This window comes from Alicyclobacillus dauci, assembly GCF_026651605.1.
In the GTDB taxonomy this organism is placed as follows: Bacteria; Bacillota; Bacilli; order Alicyclobacillales; family Alicyclobacillaceae; genus Alicyclobacillus; species Alicyclobacillus dauci.
Window position 1 is genome coordinate 4,578,766 of record NZ_CP104064.1, and the last position, 22,733, is coordinate 4,601,498.

General features: G+C 48.4%; 23 protein-coding genes, 3 pseudogenes and 1 riboswitch. Of the genes and pseudogenes, 14 read left to right on the forward strand and 12 right to left on the reverse strand.

Annotated elements, in window-relative coordinates; genetic code table 11:
• The first annotated feature begins 226 nt into the window (after positions 1 to 226).
• The 5 genes from NZD86_RS22800 (at position 227) to NZD86_RS24570 (ending at position 4,138) form a co-directional block, all read left to right on the forward strand.
• Positions 227 to 1,693 (forward strand): aldehyde dehydrogenase family protein, encoded by a 1,467-nt coding sequence (locus NZD86_RS22800; RefSeq protein WP_268044366.1) that lies wholly within the window; start codon positions 227 to 229, stop codon positions 1,691 to 1,693.
• 220 nt (positions 1,694 to 1,913) lie between these two features.
• A complete protein-coding gene (locus NZD86_RS22805) occupies positions 1,914 to 2,657 on the forward strand; it encodes a transposase (protein WP_268044367.1) in 744 nt (247 codons plus the stop codon).
• Positions 2,614 to 3,324, forward strand: a complete 711-nt coding sequence (locus NZD86_RS22810; RefSeq protein WP_268044368.1) for a transposase — start codon at positions 2,614 to 2,616, stop codon at positions 3,322 to 3,324. The genes NZD86_RS22805 and NZD86_RS22810 overlap by 44 nt, the downstream gene beginning before the upstream one ends.
• Positions 3,282 to 3,734, forward strand: coding sequence for a hypothetical protein (locus NZD86_RS24565; RefSeq protein ID WP_326492617.1), 453 nt, complete (start codon positions 3,282 to 3,284; stop codon positions 3,732 to 3,734). The genes NZD86_RS22810 and NZD86_RS24565 overlap by 43 nt, the downstream gene beginning before the upstream one ends.
• Positions 3,701 to 4,138 (forward strand): Druantia anti-phage system protein DruA, encoded by a 438-nt coding sequence (locus NZD86_RS24570; RefSeq protein WP_326492618.1) that lies wholly within the window; start codon positions 3,701 to 3,703, stop codon positions 4,136 to 4,138. Before NZD86_RS24565 ends, NZD86_RS24570 begins: the two co-directional genes overlap by 34 nt.
• Before the next feature lie 104 nt (positions 4,139 to 4,242).
• On the opposite strand, the gene NZD86_RS22820 is transcribed toward NZD86_RS24570, so the two are convergent.
• The 5 genes from NZD86_RS22820 to NZD86_RS22840 all read right to left on the reverse strand — a co-directional run bounded on the left by NZD86_RS22820 (position 4,243) and on the right by NZD86_RS22840 (position 10,736).
• Positions 4,243 to 4,809, reverse strand: coding sequence for a beta-class carbonic anhydrase (locus tag NZD86_RS22820; protein ID WP_268044369.1), 567 nt, complete (start codon positions 4,807 to 4,809; stop codon positions 4,243 to 4,245).
• 210 nt (positions 4,810 to 5,019) lie between these two features.
• A complete protein-coding gene (locus tag NZD86_RS22825; RefSeq protein WP_268044370.1) occupies positions 5,020 to 6,390 on the reverse strand; it encodes a polysaccharide deacetylase family protein in 1,371 nt (456 codons plus the stop codon).
• Positions 6,391 to 6,446: 56 nt separating this feature from the next.
• Positions 6,447 to 7,100, reverse strand: coding sequence for a hypothetical protein (locus NZD86_RS22830; RefSeq protein ID WP_268044371.1), 654 nt, complete (start codon positions 7,098 to 7,100; stop codon positions 6,447 to 6,449).
• 363 nt (positions 7,101 to 7,463) lie between these two features.
• Positions 7,464 to 8,822, reverse strand: a complete 1,359-nt coding sequence (locus NZD86_RS22835; RefSeq protein WP_268044372.1) for an IS4 family transposase — start codon at positions 8,820 to 8,822, stop codon at positions 7,464 to 7,466.
• 888 nt (positions 8,823 to 9,710) lie between these two features.
• Positions 9,711 to 10,736, reverse strand: coding sequence for a ThiF family adenylyltransferase (locus tag NZD86_RS22840; protein ID WP_268044373.1), 1,026 nt, complete (start codon positions 10,734 to 10,736; stop codon positions 9,711 to 9,713).
• A gap of 279 nt (positions 10,737 to 11,015) precedes the next feature.
• Between NZD86_RS22840 and NZD86_RS22845 the strand changes: the two genes are divergently transcribed.
• The 5 genes from NZD86_RS22845 (at position 11,016) to thiC (ending at position 15,922) form a co-directional block, all read left to right on the forward strand.
• Positions 11,016 to 11,720, forward strand: a complete 705-nt coding sequence (locus tag NZD86_RS22845; RefSeq protein ID WP_268044374.1) for a thiamine phosphate synthase — start codon at positions 11,016 to 11,018, stop codon at positions 11,718 to 11,720.
• A 6-nt stretch (positions 11,721 to 11,726) separates the two neighbouring features.
• Complete coding sequence (gene thiO / locus NZD86_RS22850) at positions 11,727 to 12,848, forward strand: glycine oxidase ThiO (RefSeq protein WP_268044375.1); 1,122 nt, start codon at positions 11,727 to 11,729, stop codon at positions 12,846 to 12,848.
• A 1-nt stretch (position 12,849) separates the two neighbouring features.
• A complete protein-coding gene (thiS, locus tag NZD86_RS22855) occupies positions 12,850 to 13,050 on the forward strand; it encodes a sulfur carrier protein ThiS (protein ID WP_268044376.1) in 201 nt (66 codons plus the stop codon).
• Between the two features lie 62 nt (positions 13,051 to 13,112).
• Positions 13,113 to 13,889 carry a thiazole synthase gene (locus NZD86_RS22860; protein WP_268044378.1) on the forward strand — a complete coding sequence of 259 codons (777 nt, stop codon included), beginning with the start codon at positions 13,113 to 13,115 and terminating at the stop codon, positions 13,887 to 13,889.
• Positions 13,890 to 13,957: 68 nt separating this feature from the next.
• A riboswitch (TPP riboswitch) is annotated at positions 13,958 to 14,064 on the forward strand.
• A 100-nt stretch (positions 14,065 to 14,164) separates the two neighbouring features.
• Positions 14,165 to 15,922, forward strand: a complete 1,758-nt coding sequence (thiC, locus tag NZD86_RS22865; RefSeq protein ID WP_268044379.1) for a phosphomethylpyrimidine synthase ThiC — start codon at positions 14,165 to 14,167, stop codon at positions 15,920 to 15,922.
• Between the two features lie 195 nt (positions 15,923 to 16,117).
• On the opposite strand, the pseudogene NZD86_RS22870 reads toward thiC, so the two are convergent.
• Positions 16,118 to 16,392 (reverse strand): annotated as a pseudogene (locus tag NZD86_RS22870) (phosphoribosylaminoimidazolesuccinocarboxamide synthase); the annotation flags it as partial.
• 23 nt (positions 16,393 to 16,415) lie between these two features.
• Between NZD86_RS22870 and NZD86_RS22875 the strand changes: the two are divergent.
• A complete protein-coding gene (locus tag NZD86_RS22875; RefSeq protein WP_268044381.1) occupies positions 16,416 to 16,961 on the forward strand; it encodes a hypothetical protein in 546 nt (181 codons plus the stop codon).
• Between the two features lie 57 nt (positions 16,962 to 17,018).
• Positions 17,019 to 17,324 carry a hypothetical protein gene (locus tag NZD86_RS22880; RefSeq protein WP_268044383.1) on the forward strand — a complete coding sequence of 102 codons (306 nt, stop codon included), beginning with the start codon at positions 17,019 to 17,021 and terminating at the stop codon, positions 17,322 to 17,324.
• An 81-nt stretch (positions 17,325 to 17,405) separates the two neighbouring features.
• Here the strand turns inward: NZD86_RS22880 and NZD86_RS22885 are convergent, their stop codons facing one another.
• Positions 17,406 to 17,897, reverse strand: a complete 492-nt coding sequence (locus tag NZD86_RS22885; RefSeq protein WP_268044385.1) for a helix-turn-helix domain-containing protein — start codon at positions 17,895 to 17,897, stop codon at positions 17,406 to 17,408.
• 536 nt (positions 17,898 to 18,433) lie between these two features.
• Between NZD86_RS22885 and NZD86_RS24575 the strand changes: the two are divergent.
• Positions 18,434 to 18,865, forward strand: a pseudogene (locus tag NZD86_RS24575) (ATP-dependent DNA ligase); the annotation flags it as partial.
• Positions 18,866 to 19,312: 447 nt separating this feature from the next.
• Here the strand turns inward: NZD86_RS24575 and NZD86_RS22895 are convergent.
• The 5 genes and pseudogenes from NZD86_RS22895 to NZD86_RS22910 all read right to left on the reverse strand — a co-directional run bounded on the left by NZD86_RS22895 (position 19,313) and on the right by NZD86_RS22910 (position 21,928).
• Positions 19,313 to 19,810 (reverse strand): GIY-YIG nuclease family protein, encoded by a 498-nt coding sequence (locus NZD86_RS22895; protein ID WP_268044387.1) that lies wholly within the window; start codon positions 19,808 to 19,810, stop codon positions 19,313 to 19,315.
• Positions 19,811 to 20,346: 536 nt separating this feature from the next.
• Complete coding sequence (locus tag NZD86_RS22900; protein ID WP_268044389.1) at positions 20,347 to 20,604, reverse strand: group II intron maturase-specific domain-containing protein; 258 nt, start codon at positions 20,602 to 20,604, stop codon at positions 20,347 to 20,349.
• Positions 20,605 to 20,727: 123 nt separating this feature from the next.
• Positions 20,728 to 20,946: pseudogene (locus NZD86_RS24860) on the reverse strand (reverse transcriptase domain-containing protein); the annotation flags it as partial.
• The gene (locus tag NZD86_RS22905; RefSeq protein ID WP_268044391.1) at positions 20,868 to 21,530 is read right to left on the reverse strand and encodes a reverse transcriptase domain-containing protein; all 663 of its coding nucleotides are present in this window, start codon (positions 21,528 to 21,530) and stop codon (positions 20,868 to 20,870) included. The pseudogene NZD86_RS24860 and the gene NZD86_RS22905, both read right to left, overlap by 79 nt.
• A 206-nt stretch (positions 21,531 to 21,736) precedes the next feature.
• Positions 21,737 to 21,928 carry a hypothetical protein gene (locus tag NZD86_RS22910; protein ID WP_268044393.1) on the reverse strand — a complete coding sequence of 64 codons (192 nt, stop codon included), beginning with the start codon at positions 21,926 to 21,928 and terminating at the stop codon, positions 21,737 to 21,739.
• A 112-nt stretch (positions 21,929 to 22,040) separates the two neighbouring features.
• On the opposite strand from NZD86_RS22910, the gene NZD86_RS22915 reads away from it, so the two are divergent.
• Entirely contained in the window at positions 22,041 to 22,730 is a 690-nt protein-coding gene (locus NZD86_RS22915; RefSeq protein ID WP_268044395.1) for a helix-turn-helix transcriptional regulator, read from the forward strand.
• Positions 22,731 to 22,733: the final 3 nt, after the last annotated feature.

The following is a 22,733-nucleotide window of genomic DNA, read 5'->3' on the forward strand; positions in this document are numbered from 1 at the left end:
ATTTTAATCTCATGCTCATTGTGTTTTATGAATTGCTATACAAATTATTATCTTTATATAATGAATCCACAACCCTGTATCCGCTTTCACACTCTTCTGTGTCTGCGATTTTTTACCCAGAAAGGATGGTGCCGGTAGGAAACACGTTTGAGCTTTGAAATACGAGGTCGTTTTGACGTCACTGAACGAGATGGATCAATCCAAACATTCGTAAGGGGGCTTCCGCATGTCTGTAGTTGCTCAAACAAAGTGGAGCAAGATCTATATTGATGGCGTTTGGAGAGAGGGATCGAGTGAGCGCACCTGTATCGTCACTAATCCTTACAATCAACAAGTGATTACGGAACTAAAGTTTGCAAACCGTGATAATATCAATCATGCTTACGAAGCATCACAACGGGCTCAGAGGGAATGGGAACAGACTTCACCCTACGTAAGAGCCGGTATTATGGAACAGGCTGCAAAGTTGTTTGAAGAACGAAGAGTGGAACTCGTCGACCTCCTAGTTCAGGAGTCAGGCAGTTCGAAGCTAAAAGCAAACGTCGAAGTAGATTGTTCAATTGGTGATATCAAGGCAGCAGCAGCTTATCCTCTCAAGATGACCTCACAGATTCTAGCCTCAGCGATACCCGGTAAGGAAAACCGAGTATACCGTGATCCCATTGGCGTTGTCGGCGCAATTACACCTTGGAACTGGCCGCTCTATCTGTCGATACGGGTTGTGGCACCCGCTATCGCGACAGGAAACGGTATTGTTTTGAAAGCTGATCCGCAGACACCCATTTCAGGGGGGCTTGTCATCGCGGAGATATTCGAACAAGCAGGTGTGCCCAAAGGGCTGTTTAACGTGATCGTTGCTGATCTCGAAGAGATTGGTGATTCGTTCGTCGAGCATCCAATTCCCGAGGTCATTTCATTCACTGGTTCGACTGCGGCAGGACGAAACATTGGCTCCCTTGCAGTGAAAAACTTGAAAAAACCAGCACTGGAACTCGGGGGAAACAATGTATTTATCGTACTCGACGATGCTGACGTGGACAAAGCGGTTTCAGCAGCTTGTTTTGGAAAATATATGCACCAAGGACAAATTTGTATCGCGATCAACCGAATGATTGTGGATCGAAGCATTTATCCAGCGTTCGTCGAGAAATTTAAAGAAGCGACCGCTCGCGCCAAGGTCGGAGATCCGGCGAACGACGACGTTGTCATCGGTCCGTTGATTAACCAAAAACAAGTAGACAGAATCCTGAAACTAATCGACACGAGCGTAAACGAAGGCGCTACGTTGCTCCAACGAGGTCAGGTACACGGGCAACTCATGGAGCCGTTTATCTTAACCGACGTGACGAATGATATGGCCATCGCTCAAAACGAAGTGTTTGGCCCTGTCGCCATTATCATCCCCGTAGACGGTGAAGAGGAAGCGATTCGAGTGGCAAATGACTCGCCCTTTGGACTTAGTGGAGCTGTCTACTCGGGATCCGTAGAAAGAGGAATTAAAGTCGCAAAGCGTATAAAGACCGGGATGATTCATGTCAATGATCAAACGGTCAACGTTGAACCAAACGTTCCTTTTGGCGGAGAAAAACATTCTGGTCTCGGTAGATACTGCGGTGATTGGGGACTGGATGAATTCACTACGGTTAAATGGATCTCGGTGCAAAAAGAACCCCGTGAATATCCATTTTCATAAAGTCCAGGTAGGTACTCGAGTAGTGGGTCGGGGGCATCAGCCCAATGCTGTCAACTTAAGCTGGAACGAATTGGGTAGTGAGCGCAGGCGGGTGAAGAAGCACTTAAGCCCACCTGCCTCTTTTGTTTTGTAAGCAGCCGCTGGACAACTCCAATCGCCTTTGCTATGGAGAAGTGGGAGGGTGTTAAAATGAAAAAAAACCAAGTTTCTCATGGACTGTGTGGCGGGTATCATGAAGTTCACTGGATTCAAGAACAAAGCGCGGAAAAGTGAGAAGGACTTCACCAGGGAAAGAAAGATTGGATTCATTCCACTTGTGCTCCTCATTTTCAACATGGTTCGTAAATCGTCTCAGTTAGAGATTGACGAATTTCGGGAGCGATTCATGCCTGAATCGGCTCAAGCAACTACATATACGAAGCAATCATTCTCCAAGGCGAGGCAGAAGATTCTACCCACCGCCTTCGTAATCCTAAATGACGAATTTATTCGCACATTCTATGCGGATCACGACTACAAAACATACAAGGGTTTTCGTTTGTTGGCCATGGATGGCTGTGTACTTGAGGTTCCGAACACGAAGGAAACTCAACGGCATTATGGCTATGTCACCAATCAAAGCAAAGACTTTAAGCTGGCAAGGGCCCTCTCTTCTCATTTGTACGATGTAGAAAACAGACTGGCCGTGAGCACAACCATGGGCCGCTATGACACAGGTGAACGGAATCTTGCCAAGACCAACATTGAGAAGATGCTTACCCTCATTCCAGATATCTCGCCTTATCAGACCTTAATTTTGTTTGACCGAGGCTACCCATCGGCAGAGTTTTTGTACTACCTCCTGAATCGAGGCATTCATTTCGTCATGCGTGTCTCAACGGGGTTTTACAGGGAGATTGTCGATACGCAGACGACAGACGGTGCAACTGACGATTACCAAGGAGCGAGCAAAGGAATTACGTAAACAGGGGACTCCCGTTCCTGTAGGTACGATCCTCACCCTGCGCGTGGTGAAAGTCACTTTATCTACCGGTGAGACTGAAATCCTCATCACCGACCTCCTGAGGGACAAGCTCAGCGAAGCAGACATGGGGGATATCTACTTTAAACGATGGGGTATTGAAACCCACTTCAAAGCGCTCAAGCACCAGTTTGAAGTCGAAAATTTCTCCGGTGAGACCCCAACCGTAATTGAGCAAGATTTCTATGCAACCACCTTGCTCAGCAATATGGCATCCATCATCGAACAGGACGCACAAGAGGAGGTACAAGACCAGAACGCCAGGCGTAAGCATGACGAGTATAAAATTAACCACAACATCCTGGTTGGAAAATTAAAGAACAAACTCGTTGAGGTCCTCCTCGAAGACGACGATGAGATGAGGGAGGCCATGTACAGGAGAATTGTTGATGAATTAACGCGCCACATCGTGCCTGTCATCAAGGGGCGAAGCTATCCAAGGAAAAAGCAGAACAGCGTGAACAAATATTCTAAAAAACAAGCGACGACCCTTGTAAATGAGGTGATGAGATGCTATCTATGGATGTGCCTTTTTGGGTCGGGGATCGCGAGTTTACACGGGATGACATGGAACTCATTCAGGTTACCGTGGAGCGGTTCCGGGGATTGAGCCGTAAGGAGCTAGCGGCGACTTTATGTGAAAATCTCTCTTGGAAAGCACCCAGTGGTCGGTTGAAGGTAGATGCGTGCCTAAAGTTACTTGAAGACTTCGAACAGGCGGGATTGCTTTCCCCCACTGCTGTACGCAGAAATCCGGCGAAAGGGAACAAAGGTAAAGAACTGGTCGGAACACCTGTTGAAACCATTCTGTCGTCTTCTCTCAAAGATGTGTCTCCGGTCAGCGTGGATCCAGTGCTCTCGTCAGAACTAGGAGACTGGAATGTAACCATGCAGACGTACCATCCTTTAGGATATCGCCGCCCCGTTGGAGCGCATCAACGTTACTGGATTCGGGTTCAGATACAAGGGGGCCGAAAGATTGTTGGATGTATGCTGTTTGGTGCAGCGCCAAATCGTTAAGGACGCGAGAACTGTGGATTGGGTGGAGTCCGGCGCAGCGAACTCGGTATCGAGCGCGAATTGTGAACAACAACCGCTTTCTCATTCTGCCAAAGGTTCATATCCCTCACTTAGCGAGCCATTCACTTGCCTTGGCTGCTCGACGAATTCGCTCAGACTGGCAATCCCGTTACGGGTATGAACCCGTCATTCTGGAAACCTTCGTAGAGCCAGAGTACTCAGGAACATGCTACCGGGCGGCGAATTGGGTTAACGTTGGCCAAACCTCGGGCAGGGGACGCCAAGACGAACATCACGAGTACGGCACCTCGGTAAAAAGTCTCTGGATGTACCCTCTGGTCCGAGATTGGCGGGAACGTTTGGTAGCCCCGTTCCCCAACCCGCGGATAGTTGATCTCGACTAAAAAGTCTTCTAAATCCCACTACCCAATTCGTTCCAGCTTAAGTTGACAGCATTGGGCATCAGCCCCCGACTGGGAATGCCATCTACATATACGCGGATGACGGGTTATTCTTGCTCGTAGCCGTTTACGACGAGATCGAGTTTACCTGTGTCTGGGTCAATAACGAGGCCGTGAACTTTGAGCAACTTTGGTATCAGCGGGTGACTCTTGATCATATTCACACTCTCGCGAACACTGTCTGGAATGGATTCGATCCGTTGGAACCACGCATGCAAGTCAACACCCGCATACTCCAGCGTATCAATGACTTCATCCGAAATGCCACTGTTAACCATTTTCTTGATGGTTTCATCCGGATTGATACTGCTCATTCCGCATCCGTGATGACCAATGACACAAACCTCTTCCGCCCCTAGGTCATAGACAGCCACTAGGATGCTGCGCATGATACTCCCAAATGGGTGTGAAACAACCGCCCCGGCGTTTTTGACAAACTTCGCGTCACCATTTTTTAAGTTCATTGCCCGCGGCAGCAACTCGCTGAGTCGCGTATCCATGCAGGACAAAATAACTAATTTTTTATCGGGAAATTTAGACGTTTGGTACGGCTCATACTCACGATTTTCCACAAATCGTTGATTGAATTCCAGAATTTCTTCCAAACGGTTCATTGCCTACACGCCTTTCGATAATTTTCACGCTCCGTTGTCCAGGTTCTCACCCCTGTTTACATAATATGGGTGTGCAGGTACAACCTTTCGTCCACCATACTTAGAACAACCGAGCTCTATCACTACACTACCATTTTATCTTACTACATCGGCCTTGAAATTAGTCTCCCAAATAGAAAAGGCTCTGCATAAGTCAAGCATGACTTCCCGTTACGATCCGTTCGGCGAAAGTACGACAAACTTAAGGTTCTCTGACTCCAATTTGTCCAGGATGCTCGGTAAAGCTAACATGGTCGTCTCATTGTCTTGCAGGGCAAAGACGCCCCCAGACGCAGAGCTACTCAGCACGCTGCTAACAACCTGTTGCGGTGTAGCAGCCTCCCAGTCTCGCGGATCTCTGTTCCAAAGGGCCAATACGAGGTGATTCTGCTCAACGATATCTTCGGTCGTTCGATTGAACAGATCGTATGGTGGTCGGAACAAAACAACGGGTGTATCGACATAGCGGTTAATCTCCGCAATGCCGTCTAGTATCTCCCTCTTTTGCTCGGACGCCGACATGATGGATAAATTAGGGTAATCGAGGGTTTGTGCTCCAATTGCATTGCCACTTTTCGCTACATATTGGACAACGCCCGGCTGTCGACGAACATTGCTTCCGATAAAGAAAAACGTAGCGTGAGCTTGGTATCGATTTAATTCCTGGACGATTTTTTCCGTGTAAGGCGACGGCCCATTGTTAAACGTCAATGCCACGTCTCCACTTGGCACTTTGTAAATCTGCGGTACTGCATGAAGATCCGCCACAGGGAGCGTAGGCTGTACTTGCAGTTGTGACAGGTTCCCTGAAGACAGTTGGCCGTTGCCCCCAGTGTCGCCATTCCCCACACCCGTCGCAACAGAGGTCATTGGCCCGTTAGCAGCCTTCTGCTCATTCTTGTCCACTTTTTCCTTCGTGGACCCTTGCGTGTTAAGCGAGAAGGCATGGACTCGAGAGAAAATAGAAGCTGCCGTTTGATAAGAGTGACTGAATACAACGAGACCACAGAGCACTCCAAACACGACAACAGCGGCCAGAACAACGAATGGCCTGGTGAACTTGGAGGTCTGCGCCTGTACATCCATACCACTTGTAGCTAGAGTAAGGTCTACTGGCATGCCCGCCCCAGACAACAGCAAATCATGCTCAGTCCATCGTTCCAAACACAAAGCATCCAGTTCTTGTACAGTCTCAACGTTTCGCAGCCATTCAAGATTAGACAAGAACAAGGCAGAGCAAAGAAACTCAATACGAATCCATTGAGTCCCTAGTTGGCACATCAAACTGCTGACGAATCTATTCGGCAAATGGCTACTTCCACCGCCGTTTAGTAGGAGCATACACCGATAGTTTGCACTTGGCCCAAATTCACCAAATCCCGAATAGACTACTTTACGTAGATGTTTGTATGTATACCTGTCGAGGCCCCAGCGAATGACCATCTCACCGTCGACAAGTTGAACGTTTATCTTCGCGAACGGACCATAATGGTCTTCTTCAACGCTGAGTACTTCTACAGTTTTTAGATCACCGTATTGCATCTACACCCATCCCCAGTAAACCGAGATAAACTACCCAAAGCCCAATGCCCTGGGAACTATTTATCAGATGGCTCACCCGGTTCTACAGTAGGATGAATCGGCACAGGATCAAACTGTGGCTGAGTGGAGACGTCATGTAATCTGAAGCTAGACATCTGTTCTGTGAACTTAGCGATATGCGCCACCAGTCGCGCATTTTCGTCGCGAAGTTTGTTATATTTCTCTACTAGCTGCTGGTACTGCACAACGCCATTGCGAATGTCGCTCTCCAACTTCTGCACATTTTTCGTGCTTTCCGCCCGAAACCGAGTGTAGTCAGCCTCTAATTTTGCGTAGTTGAGGCGACTCTCCTTTATTTGCTGTTGAAGAAGTTCATACTCTCTTGCATCATTCGCGCGAAGTTGGTTGTAGTCGTCCAACAGTTGGTCGTATTTGAGTTGTTTCTCTGCTGCCAGGCGGCGACCAGCTTCAATCTCATCTTCTTTTTTCTCCAGCATCACTTGCGCATGCTTACGTTCTTCCTTTAGTGCCTCGATTAACTGCTGGTCATCCTCAACCTGTTGCTTATACTCTTGCAATGCCGCTGACAACTGCCTACGATCCTCCACTATGGCCACAACAGACGTAAACAGCCTAGACGAGACCTCATCATCAACTGGGGACATCAACGAATTAGAGGTTCGATTCGGACGATCCTGAAGATCTGTCATATCACTCTCATGTAACCCTTCGGGCCACATGTTTTCTCCATTCGCCGTACTCCGCAATTTCGACGAACTTCGTTTAGACTTGAATGCACCCAATCCCACCAAAACCACCCTCTGTATATAATCACCTATCATGAATATTGAACGTCTTTGTCAACTAAAGTTGAACCTTGTCGAATGTATAATTTTATAGTAATTCTACCCAATATACTATTTTTCCTGTTAAGGAGTGCGAGAATTGATAGAAATCTGTAGTTTGAGGTGTCGGGAGGGTAATTTTATGTGAAGCCAGTGCTGGTTTGCGGAGCTATTTGAACTGTTCTAACGGAGAGGGAGTGGATGACGAAAAATCTTACTGTTACTTACTCAACTTTCGCAGACCGAAACAGGCATGTATGCCTTGATATATCTAGGTAAGCCGTCGATCCACTTCTGCAATTGACTGCAAATGAGGTTTGAGATACGCTTGCTAGCCTTTCTCGAAACGTCGTTCACGATTTCGATCAGTTGACTCAGTGCAACTGTCCAATCCAATTGGCCCACCTCGTCGCATAGTGCCAGAAACAGACTCCCCAAGGTTCGGTCATCAGTACTCTGACGATGCTGCCAAGCCAGTACGATATAGCGAGAGAATACAATGGTTGTGTGGCTGATGAGCATGTCATAAGAGCGTCCTTGAAACTCTTTTTGCAATCGTAGTAACGACTTCGTGCACTTGAAAAACACTTCGATGTCCCAGCGTATGCCGTAAATCTGTATAATCTCCTCAACCGTCAGGGAGGTGTCCGTGCAGAGAATGGCCAACCATTCCTTCTTATTGGTCCGATGACGAACGAATACCATCACAATAGGGATGCCGGGGCTCAACTGAGTATGTATAGAGCGTAGAATGCCTTTGTTCGTCCCCTGTACGGGTGTTGCAGCGTAGTACAGTTCTTGCAAGGATAAACGTCGTTCTCCGAGAAGATACCGTTTATTGTCTGCCTTGACCATACCAATGACGTCGAGCCCTCTGTCCAGAATCGCCTGGATGAGCGGAGCATACGTGAACCAGCTGTCCATCAAGACGTATGAGGCGTTCATTCCAGCAGCCAGGGCCCTGTCGAGCATAGCCGGGATAATTTCCGGTGCCGGACGAAGTGCCTCCATTCTGCGCTTATACCCGTGGGTACGTTTGTCAATCGCCTGGCTCAGGCCGTGAATCTGAGATTTAGCAGAACTGAGGAGTGAAAAGTCCACAGGAATAAACGTATGTCCGTCCGACCAGCCTAGTGTCAACATACGAAAACCCTTGTAGTAGCAGTTGCGGGCGTGATCTTTGAATCGGGCCAGGAGTTCCACGCACTTACTTCGATTTCGTTCATACATGGAGTCATCGACAACAAACACGCTGACACGCTTACAGGACGTTAGGGAAGCTGTTTTGCGAACGGCTTCTGCACTGAGAGCTACGAGAAATTTGCGCCAGGCGAATCCAGCATGATTGAGAAAGCGATACACGGAATCTTTGCCAGGGAACGTTTCTCCCTTGGTACTGTCGAGTAACTGGAACCAGTTTCGATGATGGAAGATGAGCACGAATACGAGTTGAAACAGGTAAGCACATGGAAACCCAAATTTCTTCGTGATACCAGATTTTCGCAGGTGTTTGAGGACATTAAGTTCTTGAACGGCAGGGCGAATCTCAAGCGGCAGTTGATTATTATCGTCTGTAGGGCCTATCATGAAGGAGAGCACCTCTTTCGAATGGTAGTGTTTGGTCGCACATTCACTATACCAGACGAAGTGGTGCTTTTAATATTGTCAACACCTACATCTCAATCGCATCAAACCCTTGCCGTTCCTTGGATTTGATAACCTATTGCTCTGCGAAAGTTGAGTTACTTATGATACGGTTCACCGTATCAGTGGATAGGGTAATGCTCTTGGACACTAATTGATTCTTCGTTGGAGTGAGGTCTCGATGGAGAAGCTATATCATTCTTCTGGTTCTCATTTTCAAGCAGAGACCTCTCGCTGATACGTGGTTTAGGGACAGAACTAACCGCTAATCCCCACTTCATGTATGGAATTGGCCAGTGCTATCTATTCCGCTCCTCAGAGTAATTCGTTTTAGTGAGTGTTCGTTTTTGGACCAGAAGAGTACTAGAAGTGTTGGAACCCGATCTTTAGACGTAGTGACTTGCTTACTCCCATTTAGCTCGGCTTCACGGGTACGACTCTGCTAGCGGCTCGGTAGTGGTTTAAATTCGGCTGTTCGTGCGAAGGCATTAAAAATATCCTTGACTCAATTTAGGTCCGATGAGCGATCATGAATGAAGGTTCGCGAGTTCGCCCCCAAGCCGTCTAACGGGAGTTAGCTGGCGCTAGAAATCAGCTTAGATAGGTCGCCAGAACTTCCTGTCGAAATTCGGGTTCATAATTAGTTTGTAAAGCAATCTAAATTTGCCGGAGTATTGTTGTGGCTTACAATATGATCCCTTATATGTATAGAACTTAAAGCAGACGAACTACTATCTTCATGACCTTTTAAATACAGACAAGCCTGGATAAACTGGATTTTGACGTTCACCAACTCAGTTATCCCTCCTTCGATAAGTTTTCATCGGCTGCTTATATTCCAATGTATCTTGCATACAGATTACGCGCCGTCTTCTCATCTTCCACCCCGTGAAAGAGAGCACGCCCATCAGCAAACAGTGTGAGTTGTGTATCTCCAAAATCACAGCGAAGTAGGTTCGGGTTATGTCGAACCTCTCCGAATTTGGCGAGCTGCTGGGCCATCTGCATCAGCGAAACGCCAAGACCTACCGTTGGCCGAACCTGTATCGTCTTACGCCCGCAAAGTGATACAGTTAAGCCATTTGTCCGCCCCTCGAGTGCTATGAACCGATGTTGGTGACAGCATGGGCATGCTCCCTTCGGAAGCCCAAACTGTACGCTACGAAACTCATTTTTCCATACATCGAGATATGTAACGGAGTTGCTAAGTGCATGCAGATTGCCCGTTAAATACTTTAAGGCCTCTGCGATCTGATACGATGCAATTATCGACACAATCGGCGCTATGACACCGACCGTATCACAGGTGTCGTGTCCCCCACCAGTCTGATTTAGTCCAAAAAGGCACACTAAGCACGGTGTTTGCCCGGGCCGAAAGAAAGCAGTTGTTCCATACGAACTAACTGCTCCCCCATAAGACCACGGAATGTTGTGCTTTACAGCGATGTCATTAATTAGATATCTAACTTCAAAATTGTCAGTTCCATCCATAACGAGATCGACATCCGATAAAAGGCGCTCTCCGTTCTGTGAATTTACATCCTCGATGGCAATTTCTATCTCTACATCACTGTTGGCCGCCCGTAGTTTCTCTGCCGCAACCTCTGCTTTGGCTCTTCCCTGTTCTGCATCCAACTCATCATAGAGTGACTGTCGTTGCAAATTTGACGGTTCAATGATATCTCTATCAATCAATCTGATGAAACCAACGCCCGCACGTACAAGCTGACTCGATAAAACGGTTCCAAGTGCGCCCATCCCAACAACCGCGACGCGTGCTTTTCGAAGAAGTGATTGTCCTTCTCTCCCAATCGGCTGAAATAAAACCTGTCTGGAGTATCGTCCGATGTCCGTCATAGGGTTCACCCTTTCACCTCAATAAAGCTCTTTATGGAATGAACGGAATACTGTGTTCGAGTCCATCATACCTTAGTTTACACGTGTGTTTGCACGCAGAAACAATGGATCGCCCTTCTTGACCGTCTGTCGACGCCATGATAGCCTAATCCCGAATCGACCGTTTTGACAATACTCTTTTGACTCCAGAGGTGTCGTTTGTTGGGTTCAGACTGGAAACCCGCCGTACCTGTTTTTAGGTACGGCTTTTTTAATGCCCTATTGTTTCCGAGGTGAGTTATGAAACCAGTACTACATATCATTAGCGATCGAAATCGACACCGTCTACCGTTGTTGCAAGCACTCGTAGAGTCTGCGAAAGGCGGCGCGGACGTGATTCAAATCCGTGACAAGAAATCACCTGCATGTGAAACCTATTCACTGGTACGACAACTTCAAAATCATTTGCAAGAGCGAAATCTGGTTTCTCAAATTTTCGTGAATGATAGGGCAGATATTGCGATTACGACGGATATATCTGGCGTTCATTTGGCCTCCAAGTCCCTCCCAATCGCATCTGTTGTAAGGCTACGAAAGCTGGCGGACTGGTCTGGTCAAATTGGTTGTTCCGTACACGAATTGGATGAAGCCATTTTGGCAGAAGAAGCTGGGGCTGACTACGTGACGTTTGGACATATCTTTGCAAGTGAGTCGCATCCAGGTGTACCCCCTCGAGGAGTGTACGCGCTCCGTCGTGTAGTAGACGCACTGTCGATTCCTGTTATTGCCATTGGCGGCATCGACCACACGAATGTTGAAACCGTACTGGAAACAGGATGTAGCGGCATTGCTGTCATTGGAGCTGTATTGAATACTACGGATCCACTCAATGCGGTGAAGAAGTTAAAAGGGGCAATGGAAAAGTCCGAATTCCTTCCGAAGGTCGCATTTCTACAAAAAACGCGCCAGGGAGACCACGAAAATGGTTGTATGCGGAAAGGCTGATCCAGTATGGATGAACTATTTGACGTGATCGTGATAGGTGGCGGAGCTATTGGCATGACAAGTGCTTGGCGGATCGCTCAAACCGGACGACGTGTGTTGTTGCTTGAACGTGGCCAGTTAGGCGGCGAAGCGTCCAGTGCGGCAGCTGGCATGTTAGGTGCACAGTTAGAAGTCTCTGAGCCGGGGCCGTTCTACCAGCTCTGCTTGGAAAGCCGTTCATTGTATGAAAACTTTGTCAACGAACTATACGAGATAACCGGCATCGACGCTCAATTGATGCATAATGGAATCTTTCAACTCGCGTATTCAGAGACTGAGGCTCAAGCGCTTCATGAACGAATGAAGTGGCAGACTGCAGGCGGCGCAAACGCTGAGTGGATAGATAGTCAATCTGTCGCAGAACAGGAGCCTGTCTTATCAGGGTGCCTAGGCGCACTCTTGCTGCCAGATGACAGCAACGTCAATGCCCGCTTACTAACGCGATCCCTCGGCGTCGCTGTACACCGAACCTGTACTGTGCATGAAGGAATCCACGTAACCGACATCCAGCCTCTATCTGGCGGCGGTTATACGGTCATGACCGCTACGAACAGCTACATCGGTGAATCGGTCGTTGTCGCAGCCGGAGCGTGGGCTGAGCGTTTATTGCAGCCATTTTCCACCCCATGCACGATTCGCCCCGTGAAAGGACAACTTTTAACGATCCGCCCAAGACACGGCCAACGACTCCGGAGGACCGTTTTCAATGATCACGTGTACCTCGTTCCGAAGCGAGACGGAACGATTGTTGTTGGGGCGACGGAAGAACGAGACAGTGGATTTAATCGAGATGTAACGATTGATTCCCTTATGTCCTTGTTATTCGCCGCCCAGCGCATTGCGCCTGGCCTGCATGATGCCGTGTTTGAACAGAGTTGGACGGGACTTCGTCCGGGTTCACCGAACGGACAACCGTGGATTGGCGAAATCCCGGAATATCCCGGTCTCCACGTAGCGGTAGGTCACTTTCGTAATGGTATCCTACTTTCACCTGTTACAGGGAATATGGTTACCCAGTCCGTTAAAGGAGAACCGTGGCCTGAACGTTGGCAACCGTTTCACGTTATTCTTCAAAGCGAGGTGTGCTGATATGAACATTACGGTTAACGGTAAACTGCTTGACGTGCAACACGGTATTACGGTTCAACATCTTTTACACGAACTCGAGCTCGGCGACGAACGCATCGCAGTGGAATACAACAAACGCATACTCGAAACCCAAGAATACCCCTCTGTCCTTATAGAAGAGGGCGCTACGGTGGAAGTTGTCCGCTTCGTTGGCGGAGGCTGATCAAACTTCAGAAACCCCCGTCAGTGTACACCCCAGAAGGCGAATAATGAGGAGGTACATCTATGGAACCACTTACGATAGCGGGCCGAACATTTCGATCCCGCCTCATGGTTGGCACAGGCAAGTACAACACATTCATCGACATGCGCGACGCACTAGATGCGTCTGGCACTGAAATTGTCACGGTGGCGGTTAGACGGGTCAATCTGGATGAACGCGAGGAGTCTTTGTTGTCCTACATCGATCTCGACAAGTACTTTCTGCTCCCTAACACGGCTGGTTGCCATACAGCAGAGCAAGCCGTTCGTACAGCAAGGTTGGCACGCGCAGCAGGATTGTCGAACTGGGTCAAGCTCGAAGTGATACCGGATGACGGGACACTTTTACCAGATCCGGTTGCAACAGTTGAAGCGGCGCAGCAACTCGTCAAAGAGGGCTTTGTTGTGTTGCCTTATACAACCGATGACCATACGGTCGCGAAACGCTTGCTCGACGTCGGCTGTGCTACCATTATGCCGTTCGGATCAGCCATTGGAACCGGCCAAGGACTGCCGAATCCCGAACGCTTAAAGCGGATCATTGAATTAGTGAATGGCCGGGTGCCGGTCGTCATTGACGCCGGGATCGGCGCGCCTTCCGATGTATCGCTCGCCATGGAACTGGGTGCCGATGCAGTCCTAGTGAATACGGCAATTGCAAAAGCCAACGATCCGGTTGAGATGGCAAAAGCAATGTCACTCGGTGTAGAGGCTGGCCGGTTGGCATATCTCTCAGGTCGTATTCCGCGGAACGAGGTTGCTTCACCAAGCAGCCCACAATCAGGTCTAATTACGAATTAAACAATCGGTTGTGGTGAAGTCGTTAGGGTTGTCGAAGCAAACGGTGAATGATATGGTAGAAACAACAATACAATCTAAACGGGAGCTCGGCAAACCGGGCTGAGAGGGCGAATGTATCGCCGACCGTCAACCTGATCTGGGTAATGCCAGCGTAGGGATTTCTTTGCACATCATTTGTGTTCAATTGTGCAGACCGCCGCGAGTATTATCCGGCGGTCTTTTTGGGTTGCTGGCCCCATCTCATCCGTGTTCACCGACAGAAGGAGGCAACCAGCATGTCGAATGACATTTCGTATTTTCCAAACAGTACAAAGGTATATGTACAGGGTTCTCGTTCAGACATCCGCGTTCCAATGCGTGAAATCGAGTTGTCACCGTCGACAGGACGGTTCGGGGATAAGGTAAATGACCCCGTCCGTGTGTACGATACTAGTGGCATTTACACTGACTTAGACGCTGTAACGGATGTCCGGCGTGGTTTGCCGATGATTCGAAGGAATTGGATTCTTGAGCGTGAAGACGTTGAAGAATACGCTGGAAGAGATATCTTGCCAATTGATGATGGAGTGAAGGGTCTTACGGCAACTCAACACCAAGATGTATTCCCTGGGTTAAAACGCAAACCATTTCGTGCAAAACCCGGTAAAAATGTCACGCAAATGCACTATGCCAAAAAGGGAATCATTACGCCCGAAATGGAATTCATCGCGATTCGCGAAGGAATGGACCCTGAATTTGTTCGTCAAGAAGTTGCCGAAGGACGTGCAATCATCCCATCGAACATTAACCACCCGGAAAGCGAGCCCATGATTATCGGTCGCAATTTCCATGTGAAAATTAATGCAAACATCGGTAACTCCGCAGTCGCATCATCCATCGATGACGAGGTAGATAAAATGAGATGGGCGACACTTTGGGGTGCTGACACTGTCATGGATTTATCAACTGGGAAGAATATTCACACCACGCGTGAGTGGATTATTCGCAATTCTCCTGTTCCAATTGGGACCGTCCCTATTTATCAAGCCCTTGAGAAGGTTGGCGGAGAAGCAGCCGCGTTAACATGGGAAATCTATCGTGACACCTTAATCGAACAGGCAGAACAGGGTGTGGACTACTTTACCATACACGCAGGCGTACTGCTCCGATATATTCCGCTCACTGCAAAACGAGTCACTGGAATTGTGTCGCGCGGCGGTTCTATTTTGGCCGCCTGGTGTTTAGCACATCATCAGGAAAATTTCCTGTACACACACTTTGAAGAGATTTGTGAAATTATGAAGACATATGATGTGGCTTTTTCCTTGGGTGACGGGCTTCGTCCTGGTTCTATCGCGGATGCAAACGATGATGCGCAATTTGCAGAACTGGAAACACTCGGAGAGCTAACCAAAATCGCTTGGGAACACGATGTTCAAGTGATGATTGAAGGACCTGGACATGTGCCAATGCATAAAATTAAAGAAAACGTGGATCGCCAAATGTTAATATGCAACGAAGCGCCTTTTTATACGCTTGGCCCCCTAACAACGGACATTGCGCCAGGTTACGACCATATTACATCAGCGATAGGGGCAGCCATGATTGGTTGGTTTGGTACGGCCATGTTGTGCTATGTAACACCCAAGGAGCACTTAGGGCTACCCAACAAGGATGATGTAAAAGAAGGCGTCATTACGTACAAAATTGCCGCGCATGCTGCAGACCTAGCAAAGGGGCATGTAAACGCACAGCAACGCGATGACGCGCTATCTAAGGCAAGATTTGAATTTCGTTGGCGCGATCAGTTTAATCTGTCTCTAGACCCACAACGAGCGATTGCATTTCATGATGAAACTCTTCCTGCCGAACCGGCTAAAACAGCTCACTTTTGTTCAATGTGTGGACCCAAATTCTGTAGCATGAGAATCACACAGGATATTCGGGAGTATGCGGAACAAAAGGGACTGAACCTTGAGTCGGCAATTACGGAGGGAATGAACGAAAAATCCAAGGAGTTTCGTCAATCGGGCAACCAGATCTATCAAGCATAATAGTTCACAACGAGGTGGCGTTATTTTAAACCACCTCGTTGTCTTCCATTCTACTCAGTTAAATTCGATGTAACTTCCGGCATGTTCCTGAGTTATTTTACATTTACTCCTATCCGACGGTACATCAAATGACCTCGCCCGATAGGGCAACATCAGCACAAATCCGATCCGCCAAGTTCGGACAACGACTGTCCGTCAACCGTCACCATAGTCCCCTAATCCGATGCGGCGAAAGATTTCTTGACAGGCTTCCTCGACGCACCGCGATCGCGTCGAAAACGATCTTTGTCGAGTTTTTCATTTATGTGCATATCCCAAAATCGACAGGTGTCCGGCGATATTTCGTCTACAAGAATGATTTCGTTATCTGCTGTCTTTCCGAACTCCAACTTGAAGTCAACGAGGAGAACGTCACGTCTCTGGAAATAATCGAGCAACAACCGATTGACTTCAAGAGCCATGTTACTTAGCCATTGCACACAACGGGAATTTGGTGAATGCCGAGGTCGAACGGCACGTGCTTCATGACCAAGGGAGTATATTTCAAACATCAACCGATACAGAAGTCATTGCCCATCTACTGGCTCGTTCCGCACGTGGAAGTTTCGACGAAGCGTCGCAGGATGTGCTTCGTCGAATTCAAGGTGCTTTTGCACTACTCATCATGACAGAAAAAAAGATGCGTGTTGCCCTGGATCGCCACGGGTTACGGCCACTCGCTGTCGGTAAACTTGGGGACGCCTTTGTCGCGGCTTCCGAAACCGTCGAGCAGTACGAGTTGCTACACTATTGCAAACATCATCTGACATGGAACACTTCGTGCGGCCTGCTTATCCCATTTCTGAGGATTCCGCTTTCGACCTCAAAGCCTCGTACAGCTGTGCCGGCCCCAGTAGGATGTCCTGCAACGTATTCCTTACCTTCTCCGAGTTCAGTGCTTGCTTGCCATGGTTGTGTTAGCAGCAAAGGTGTTCATGATGGCGTTCATCAAGAATCCGGTGAATCATGTGAGCAAATCGTCATATTCTGCGGTATATAATACACAGAATTAATCTGCCCGTTGTCTTTGCCTGATACGGATGAATCCTGTTTCAAAATGTTTCAACTATCAGTGCGTCAACGCGGTACCCCCGGAGAGCGCGTAAATCCATACCCCAGGCAACCAATAAACGCATTCCTGGACGTGTGGCTCGATCCCCCAAAAGGGGAAACACTTGTCGTTAAAGCTGTCGTGAACCTGTTCGATGTCGGGCACATGGAATTCTCACAAGATATCGTTGCCCGCATCCTCGCTGATACCATGACCACATCCACATATCACCCACCGTACTTCCGGGACTTCGACTGCCATCGTGCCTACCCTGGAGCCAGTTTTCCATTCCTCGGTTCTTCCGCAATTTGAGCACCTTACTACGAACACGTGCATTCCCACTCAAGTTATGGAGTCGACGATTGCCCGATAGATACCATCAGGAACCAAGAGCTAATCTTGAAACTGCATCACTTGTTTTCCATCATCTATTGCCATGACTGGGGTGGAAGATTTCACAATCACCATCTGATCTCCAGTACCGGGAATTGGCATCGTCGAGGTGATGCGAGATTTCCAATCATCAAAAACCTCAAGTTGCTGACGTAATAGAGCAACCTTGCGATCCATGAACCTTACGTATTCCTCCAGCTTTACCGTCGCAGCGCGAAGCATTTCAATGGCATCTGTACCGTAAGTCATTTCCTCCTCAATGCACAGGTCGTTGCCTTGATACACAATAGTGTTTGGCTCATAGGCTTTGTCAGCCTTGATCATACGAATGAGCCCCCTAGCCTCAAGAGACTTTAGTGCGCGCTGAACGGTCGGCTGCGACATGCCCAGGTCACGGGCGATCCCAGAAATGGGTTTCTTGATTGCACCATGAACAGAGTGGGTGGCAAGATAGTTCAATACTTCCTCGTGGTTTCGATTTCGGCGTAACAATTGTAGGTCCCCCTTAATACGAAGTGTTTGCTCTACCATCTAGAGAGGATTGACGATTAAGTCCGCACAGCTCGAAGGAAGAACATAAGGTGACCGCTAGGTCACAGACCGCTCCACCTTTAGATCTATGGCCAATGATGGCAACGGGAGCCCATTTTCAAGGCCGTGTCTTGGGAGAACGGTAAGAGTCGATATTGTAGAGGCACTGACCCGATGAACGGCGCGAAGCGCGGGTAGAAAGACCCGGTGGGGCATGGAACTCCAATCATGAATTCACCACAAAACACGTAGGGGCCCCAAAAATATATATAGAATTTTTGCCCTATATAGCGGTTCCTCAACAATACCTTAGTGCCACAAGTGCCCCCAATGCGACAATGCCAATTGGTCATGTTACTCCATCTTCTCAAGCCAATGCTTGTGTCTCCATTCACCGAATCCTTTGACAACGTTCAATACGTTCGAGCCCAAGTGGGATGGCTTCCGAATACTCCTTCATAAGCAAGGAGACCTTATAAAGGCATACATACACCAGGAATGGGGACATTGTCACGCACAAGTTTCCGGAGTTCTCTTATGGATTGATTGGAATCAAAGCAGACATGGCCATTATGGATTGTGAGGGTGTATGTATTCGAGGTGGCCGTTCTGTATTCAATGACTTCCAGTATCGTGGGCGGCTGACGTCAGAGCAGAAGATTAAGTCAGCGATGAAGACGTACCTAGCCACATTCATTGCCTTTGATGTGTTGATGACAAATGGCCATGACCATACGAAAGAGTCCCTCATCGACTCGCAGACATCGTAAAGCCACCGAACCGATTGCCCCCACACTGCTCTTTGGTGTAGGCAAGCAACTAAAAAAGATGACTAGGATCTTGAATGGGAAGGCGTCGTTGCCAAGCGCAAGACATCACGCTACACGCTCGATGTTCGCTCAACGAAGTGGCTGAAAATCAAGAACTAGAGAACCTTGGTCTTTGATAAATGAAAGTCACCATTTTCCGGTCTGAAAATAAGGTTGAATAAGGCCGTCGTAACTGGTGTGTCCCACCACCGATGATGGTGCACCGGAACAGTTTGAGACGTATCTGGAAGAAGCTGAACGGGTGGATATGCAGCGAATGCATTATGCCACGCAGGAGCTCATTTCGGACCTATGGGAACAGAAAAAAGGAAAATTGTTTCAGTCGCCTACGATGCTCCTTGAGATATTGAGGCTCCAAAATGCTAGACTCAACAAGTACAGTGAACTAATGAACTAATGTTCGACTCGATACCATTTCCATTGCCACAGTATAAGGCGCTTTTACCCACCCTTTAAGGTCGATTGGGTGATAGGGATACCCACAGATATGGCCTCGGTTACAGATAATTCATATCTCCATATGATTGATGTAACATTGCTGCCCCGCTAGGGGGTGTTAACGATACGTTGAATCGCCTTATCCAGAAGACAAGAACCTTCTTCCGTGAATTCATATCCGCCCTTAGCAAATACACGCTCGAGGTATTTCCTTATTGATTGTGCCGTAGTCTTTTCCCACCAGCTGTCCTTCTTCACTCTACGGCCCATTTTAATTTTCCTGCGCTTTTCCAACTGGAAAATGGCACTGTCGATAAACATATCAATCTCAGGCATATCCGATTCCTTTCCCATCAATAACAGCGCATACTCAGACTTCATCAAGGCACGTATCTCTGGGCAGTCATTATACCACTCACCATTTACCCTGCAATGTCCAAAGTTTTTGTGAATCCTAAGTTCGTGGCTTTGGGTCGCATCGAATGTGGCAAGAACAACCAGTTCTGATGGACTGTCTGCTTGAAGTTGCTTCAACCTCCGTTCAATATTCTTCGTGTAGCCGATCTTGATATAGCCGGTTTCCGCCTGTTGAATGAAGTAGATCATCAAACACACCTTCATGCATGAGAAATATAAACGTCACGAGTATACCCAACGCCGCTCTACTTCATTCGCTAATCTCTTTCACTAACTGGCAGCTAACTGCGGTTATAAAAGCGTCCGTACTTCTAGCGGTCATGTGACAGACGCTTTTTCACACGAGATGTACGACGGGGGACCATTGGGGCTTTCTACATAGGAGTTTTATGCTGGAGATTTTGTGCGCGAGAGGGCAAATCAACTGCTAAGGTCAATGATAGTACCCGGTGGGGCATCTAACGTCCGACTTTGCTTTCACCTCAAAGTCAATACCCGCTGGTGGGTATTTGTGATTTCGGAACTCCTTGATAGGACCGGCAACCGAGAGCCATCAGAACATATCACCTTCTGCTGACGTGGAAAAGGGAAGGTTCGCGGCCGCGGTGTGCATATAGGCGCCTATATGCACGAAGCCTTCCCTTCCCCACTCGGTCCCCTCGGCCGCAGCGCCCGTTTCTAGAGCCCTAACAGAGGGGTGACATGTTCAGTTGTAGCGATTCATCTTACAAATGTAATGCCTGCAGGATCTTCTGCTTTTGCTGAGCTCGTCGACTTGGTCGGGTGAGCTTAGCGATCTGCTTTGATGAATCAATCCGAATTGCCTTCATCATTCGTTTCACTCTGGGTCCGTTCCTGCCTCCAGAGGATATCCTGAAGTAGGCCCACCAGCCACGGAGCGTCTCGCGAATCCTCTTCGCTGTTCCGTCGGCGTTTGGTTCTGCACCGATGATATCTCGAATGTTCGTTCGGAGCTTTGCCATGGCTTTGTCTCTTGGCTCCCGTACCACCCTTAAGCCTCGCCCCTTATCGACTTCACCATAATGGTGGAATCCTAGGAAGTCGAACTCACCTCTTTGTGTTCCCAAGGCTACGCAATGGGATTTGTCATGATTGACCTTTAGGTCTAATGACTCCACAAATGCGGTGGCCATTTGTTGTGAGGTGTTGGCTCTTCCGGCGTTTGCACAGACGATCACAAAATCATCGGCGTATCTGCTCAGTCTTCCGACCTGTCGTCCATATCTCAGCCAATATTGATCCAATTGGTTGAGATACACGTTCGATAACAGCGGAGACAATGGTCCGCCTGAGGCGCTCCACATAGCGAAGGCTCTAGTTCCCCTTCCACCATGACTCCAGCGCTCAACCAGCGGCTAATCAGCTCGACAATGGATTCATCTCTGAGTTCGGTATACAGAAGCTCCAATAGGCGGTTATGTGGTATCGTGTCGAAGTATAACGTTAGGTCAACCTCTACGATGTAGCCATTCCCGGCCTGAATCTCCTGCTCCAGAACTGCTAACGCATCGTGCGCGGTTCGGTGCGGTCGGAAACCGAACGAATCGTTGCTGAACGTCTTCTCGAGGCTTGGCTCGATGACATGGGCAACTGCGTACTGTGCCACGCGATCCCGAATGGTTGGTATTCCAAGATTCCTATACTCGCCCGGCGCCTTCTCGATTTGCTGTCGCCGGACTGGTTCAGGCGTGTAGGTACCATCGAGGAGTTGATCTCGGATTGAGGTAACGAATTCGCCCGATCCATTCTTGCGATCTTCGATCTCCTTCATGGCTCGCAAATCCGGGCTTCCTCTTTTCCGCCCGTTTCGCACATGTCCCCATGCTTTCAACAGATTGTCCTTGGTAGCAATTTGCTCGATAAATCTTGGTTCGTGTCGTACAATCAACACCGCTACTCCTTCGGTTCAGATCGACTGAACATGTGACACTTACGTGTCTGACCTGCTATGCCGGCGAGTGATATCGCTCGCAACACCTTCCGGCCGTCCATTCGACACGCAGGTCTGTGGTCTCCCACATTGGACTGTTCGACTACCTGTTGGTTGGTAATCACCCCCCTCTATCAATTATTTCGGTGCCCTTTTGAGATCTATTAGGCGGACCTACTGACGTCCCTACCGTTCGCTGCATCGTCTCGTAGGGTTTGTGATATCACTTCGGCCAGAGCGTCCAGGAAGTGATTCTTGGCTACTTCCTGCTCAAAGGTATTACTCGCACTAGCGATGAACATTCCGATGGTTGCCCGGGCCTTGTGATACCGTTGCTTGTGTTCCTGGGTCATCATACAACTTGTCACCCCTCATATTCAAGTATGTTTGTAAAAATAGTTTTGCTTGTTATTCATACTAGACGCTCCTATAATGCGTGTAAAGAGTTCAACCAAAAGGAGATTCAAGATGCCCAGACGATTGATTACAGAGTCGGAGTATGTGCGACTATCGAGAATGACACTCGGTGAGAGGGTACGTTATATCCGTGAGCAAATGCAAAGCATGTACGGGAAGACCAATTACACAACTACTGGGTTGGGACGGAAGATTGGTGTAACCTCTCAGGCAATCACCGCCATTGAAAGAGGTGAAACCTCAAGCCCATCCTTTAAGGTGATGGTATCTCTTAGTCGTGCTTTCGGCGTTCCTGTCGAATGTTTTTCTGACGAGTACTATCAAGAGCCTTCACAAATCCTGTTTGCAATTGGTTCAGATGATTCGGATCCATTGCCGAAGCTACGGGCTACAGAAAAGACGCCTAATGAGGCCTCATTCCGTGTAGGCATTTGTGTCTATCAACTGCTTGGCAAGCAGAATATACGCATTGTTCTTCGTAAGGAAACCGAGCAAGAGACAACCGCTGAGTTTTTCGTACAATTCATCGCTCGGCTTTACCTAGAACTTTCTCTCCTTCAGTCAACATCCGGGCTTGACACAAGTGTGGATCCATATGCTGCCGCGAAGCAGCTATTTGACGGTCTACTGGCATATCCTATGGCCTTCCCCATAGGAGATGCCAAGGAGTTCGTCGGACTCATTTCGGGGTTCATTGAGAAAAACAGGACCCATCGTAGCAACAGGTCTGAGGGGGAATAAGGT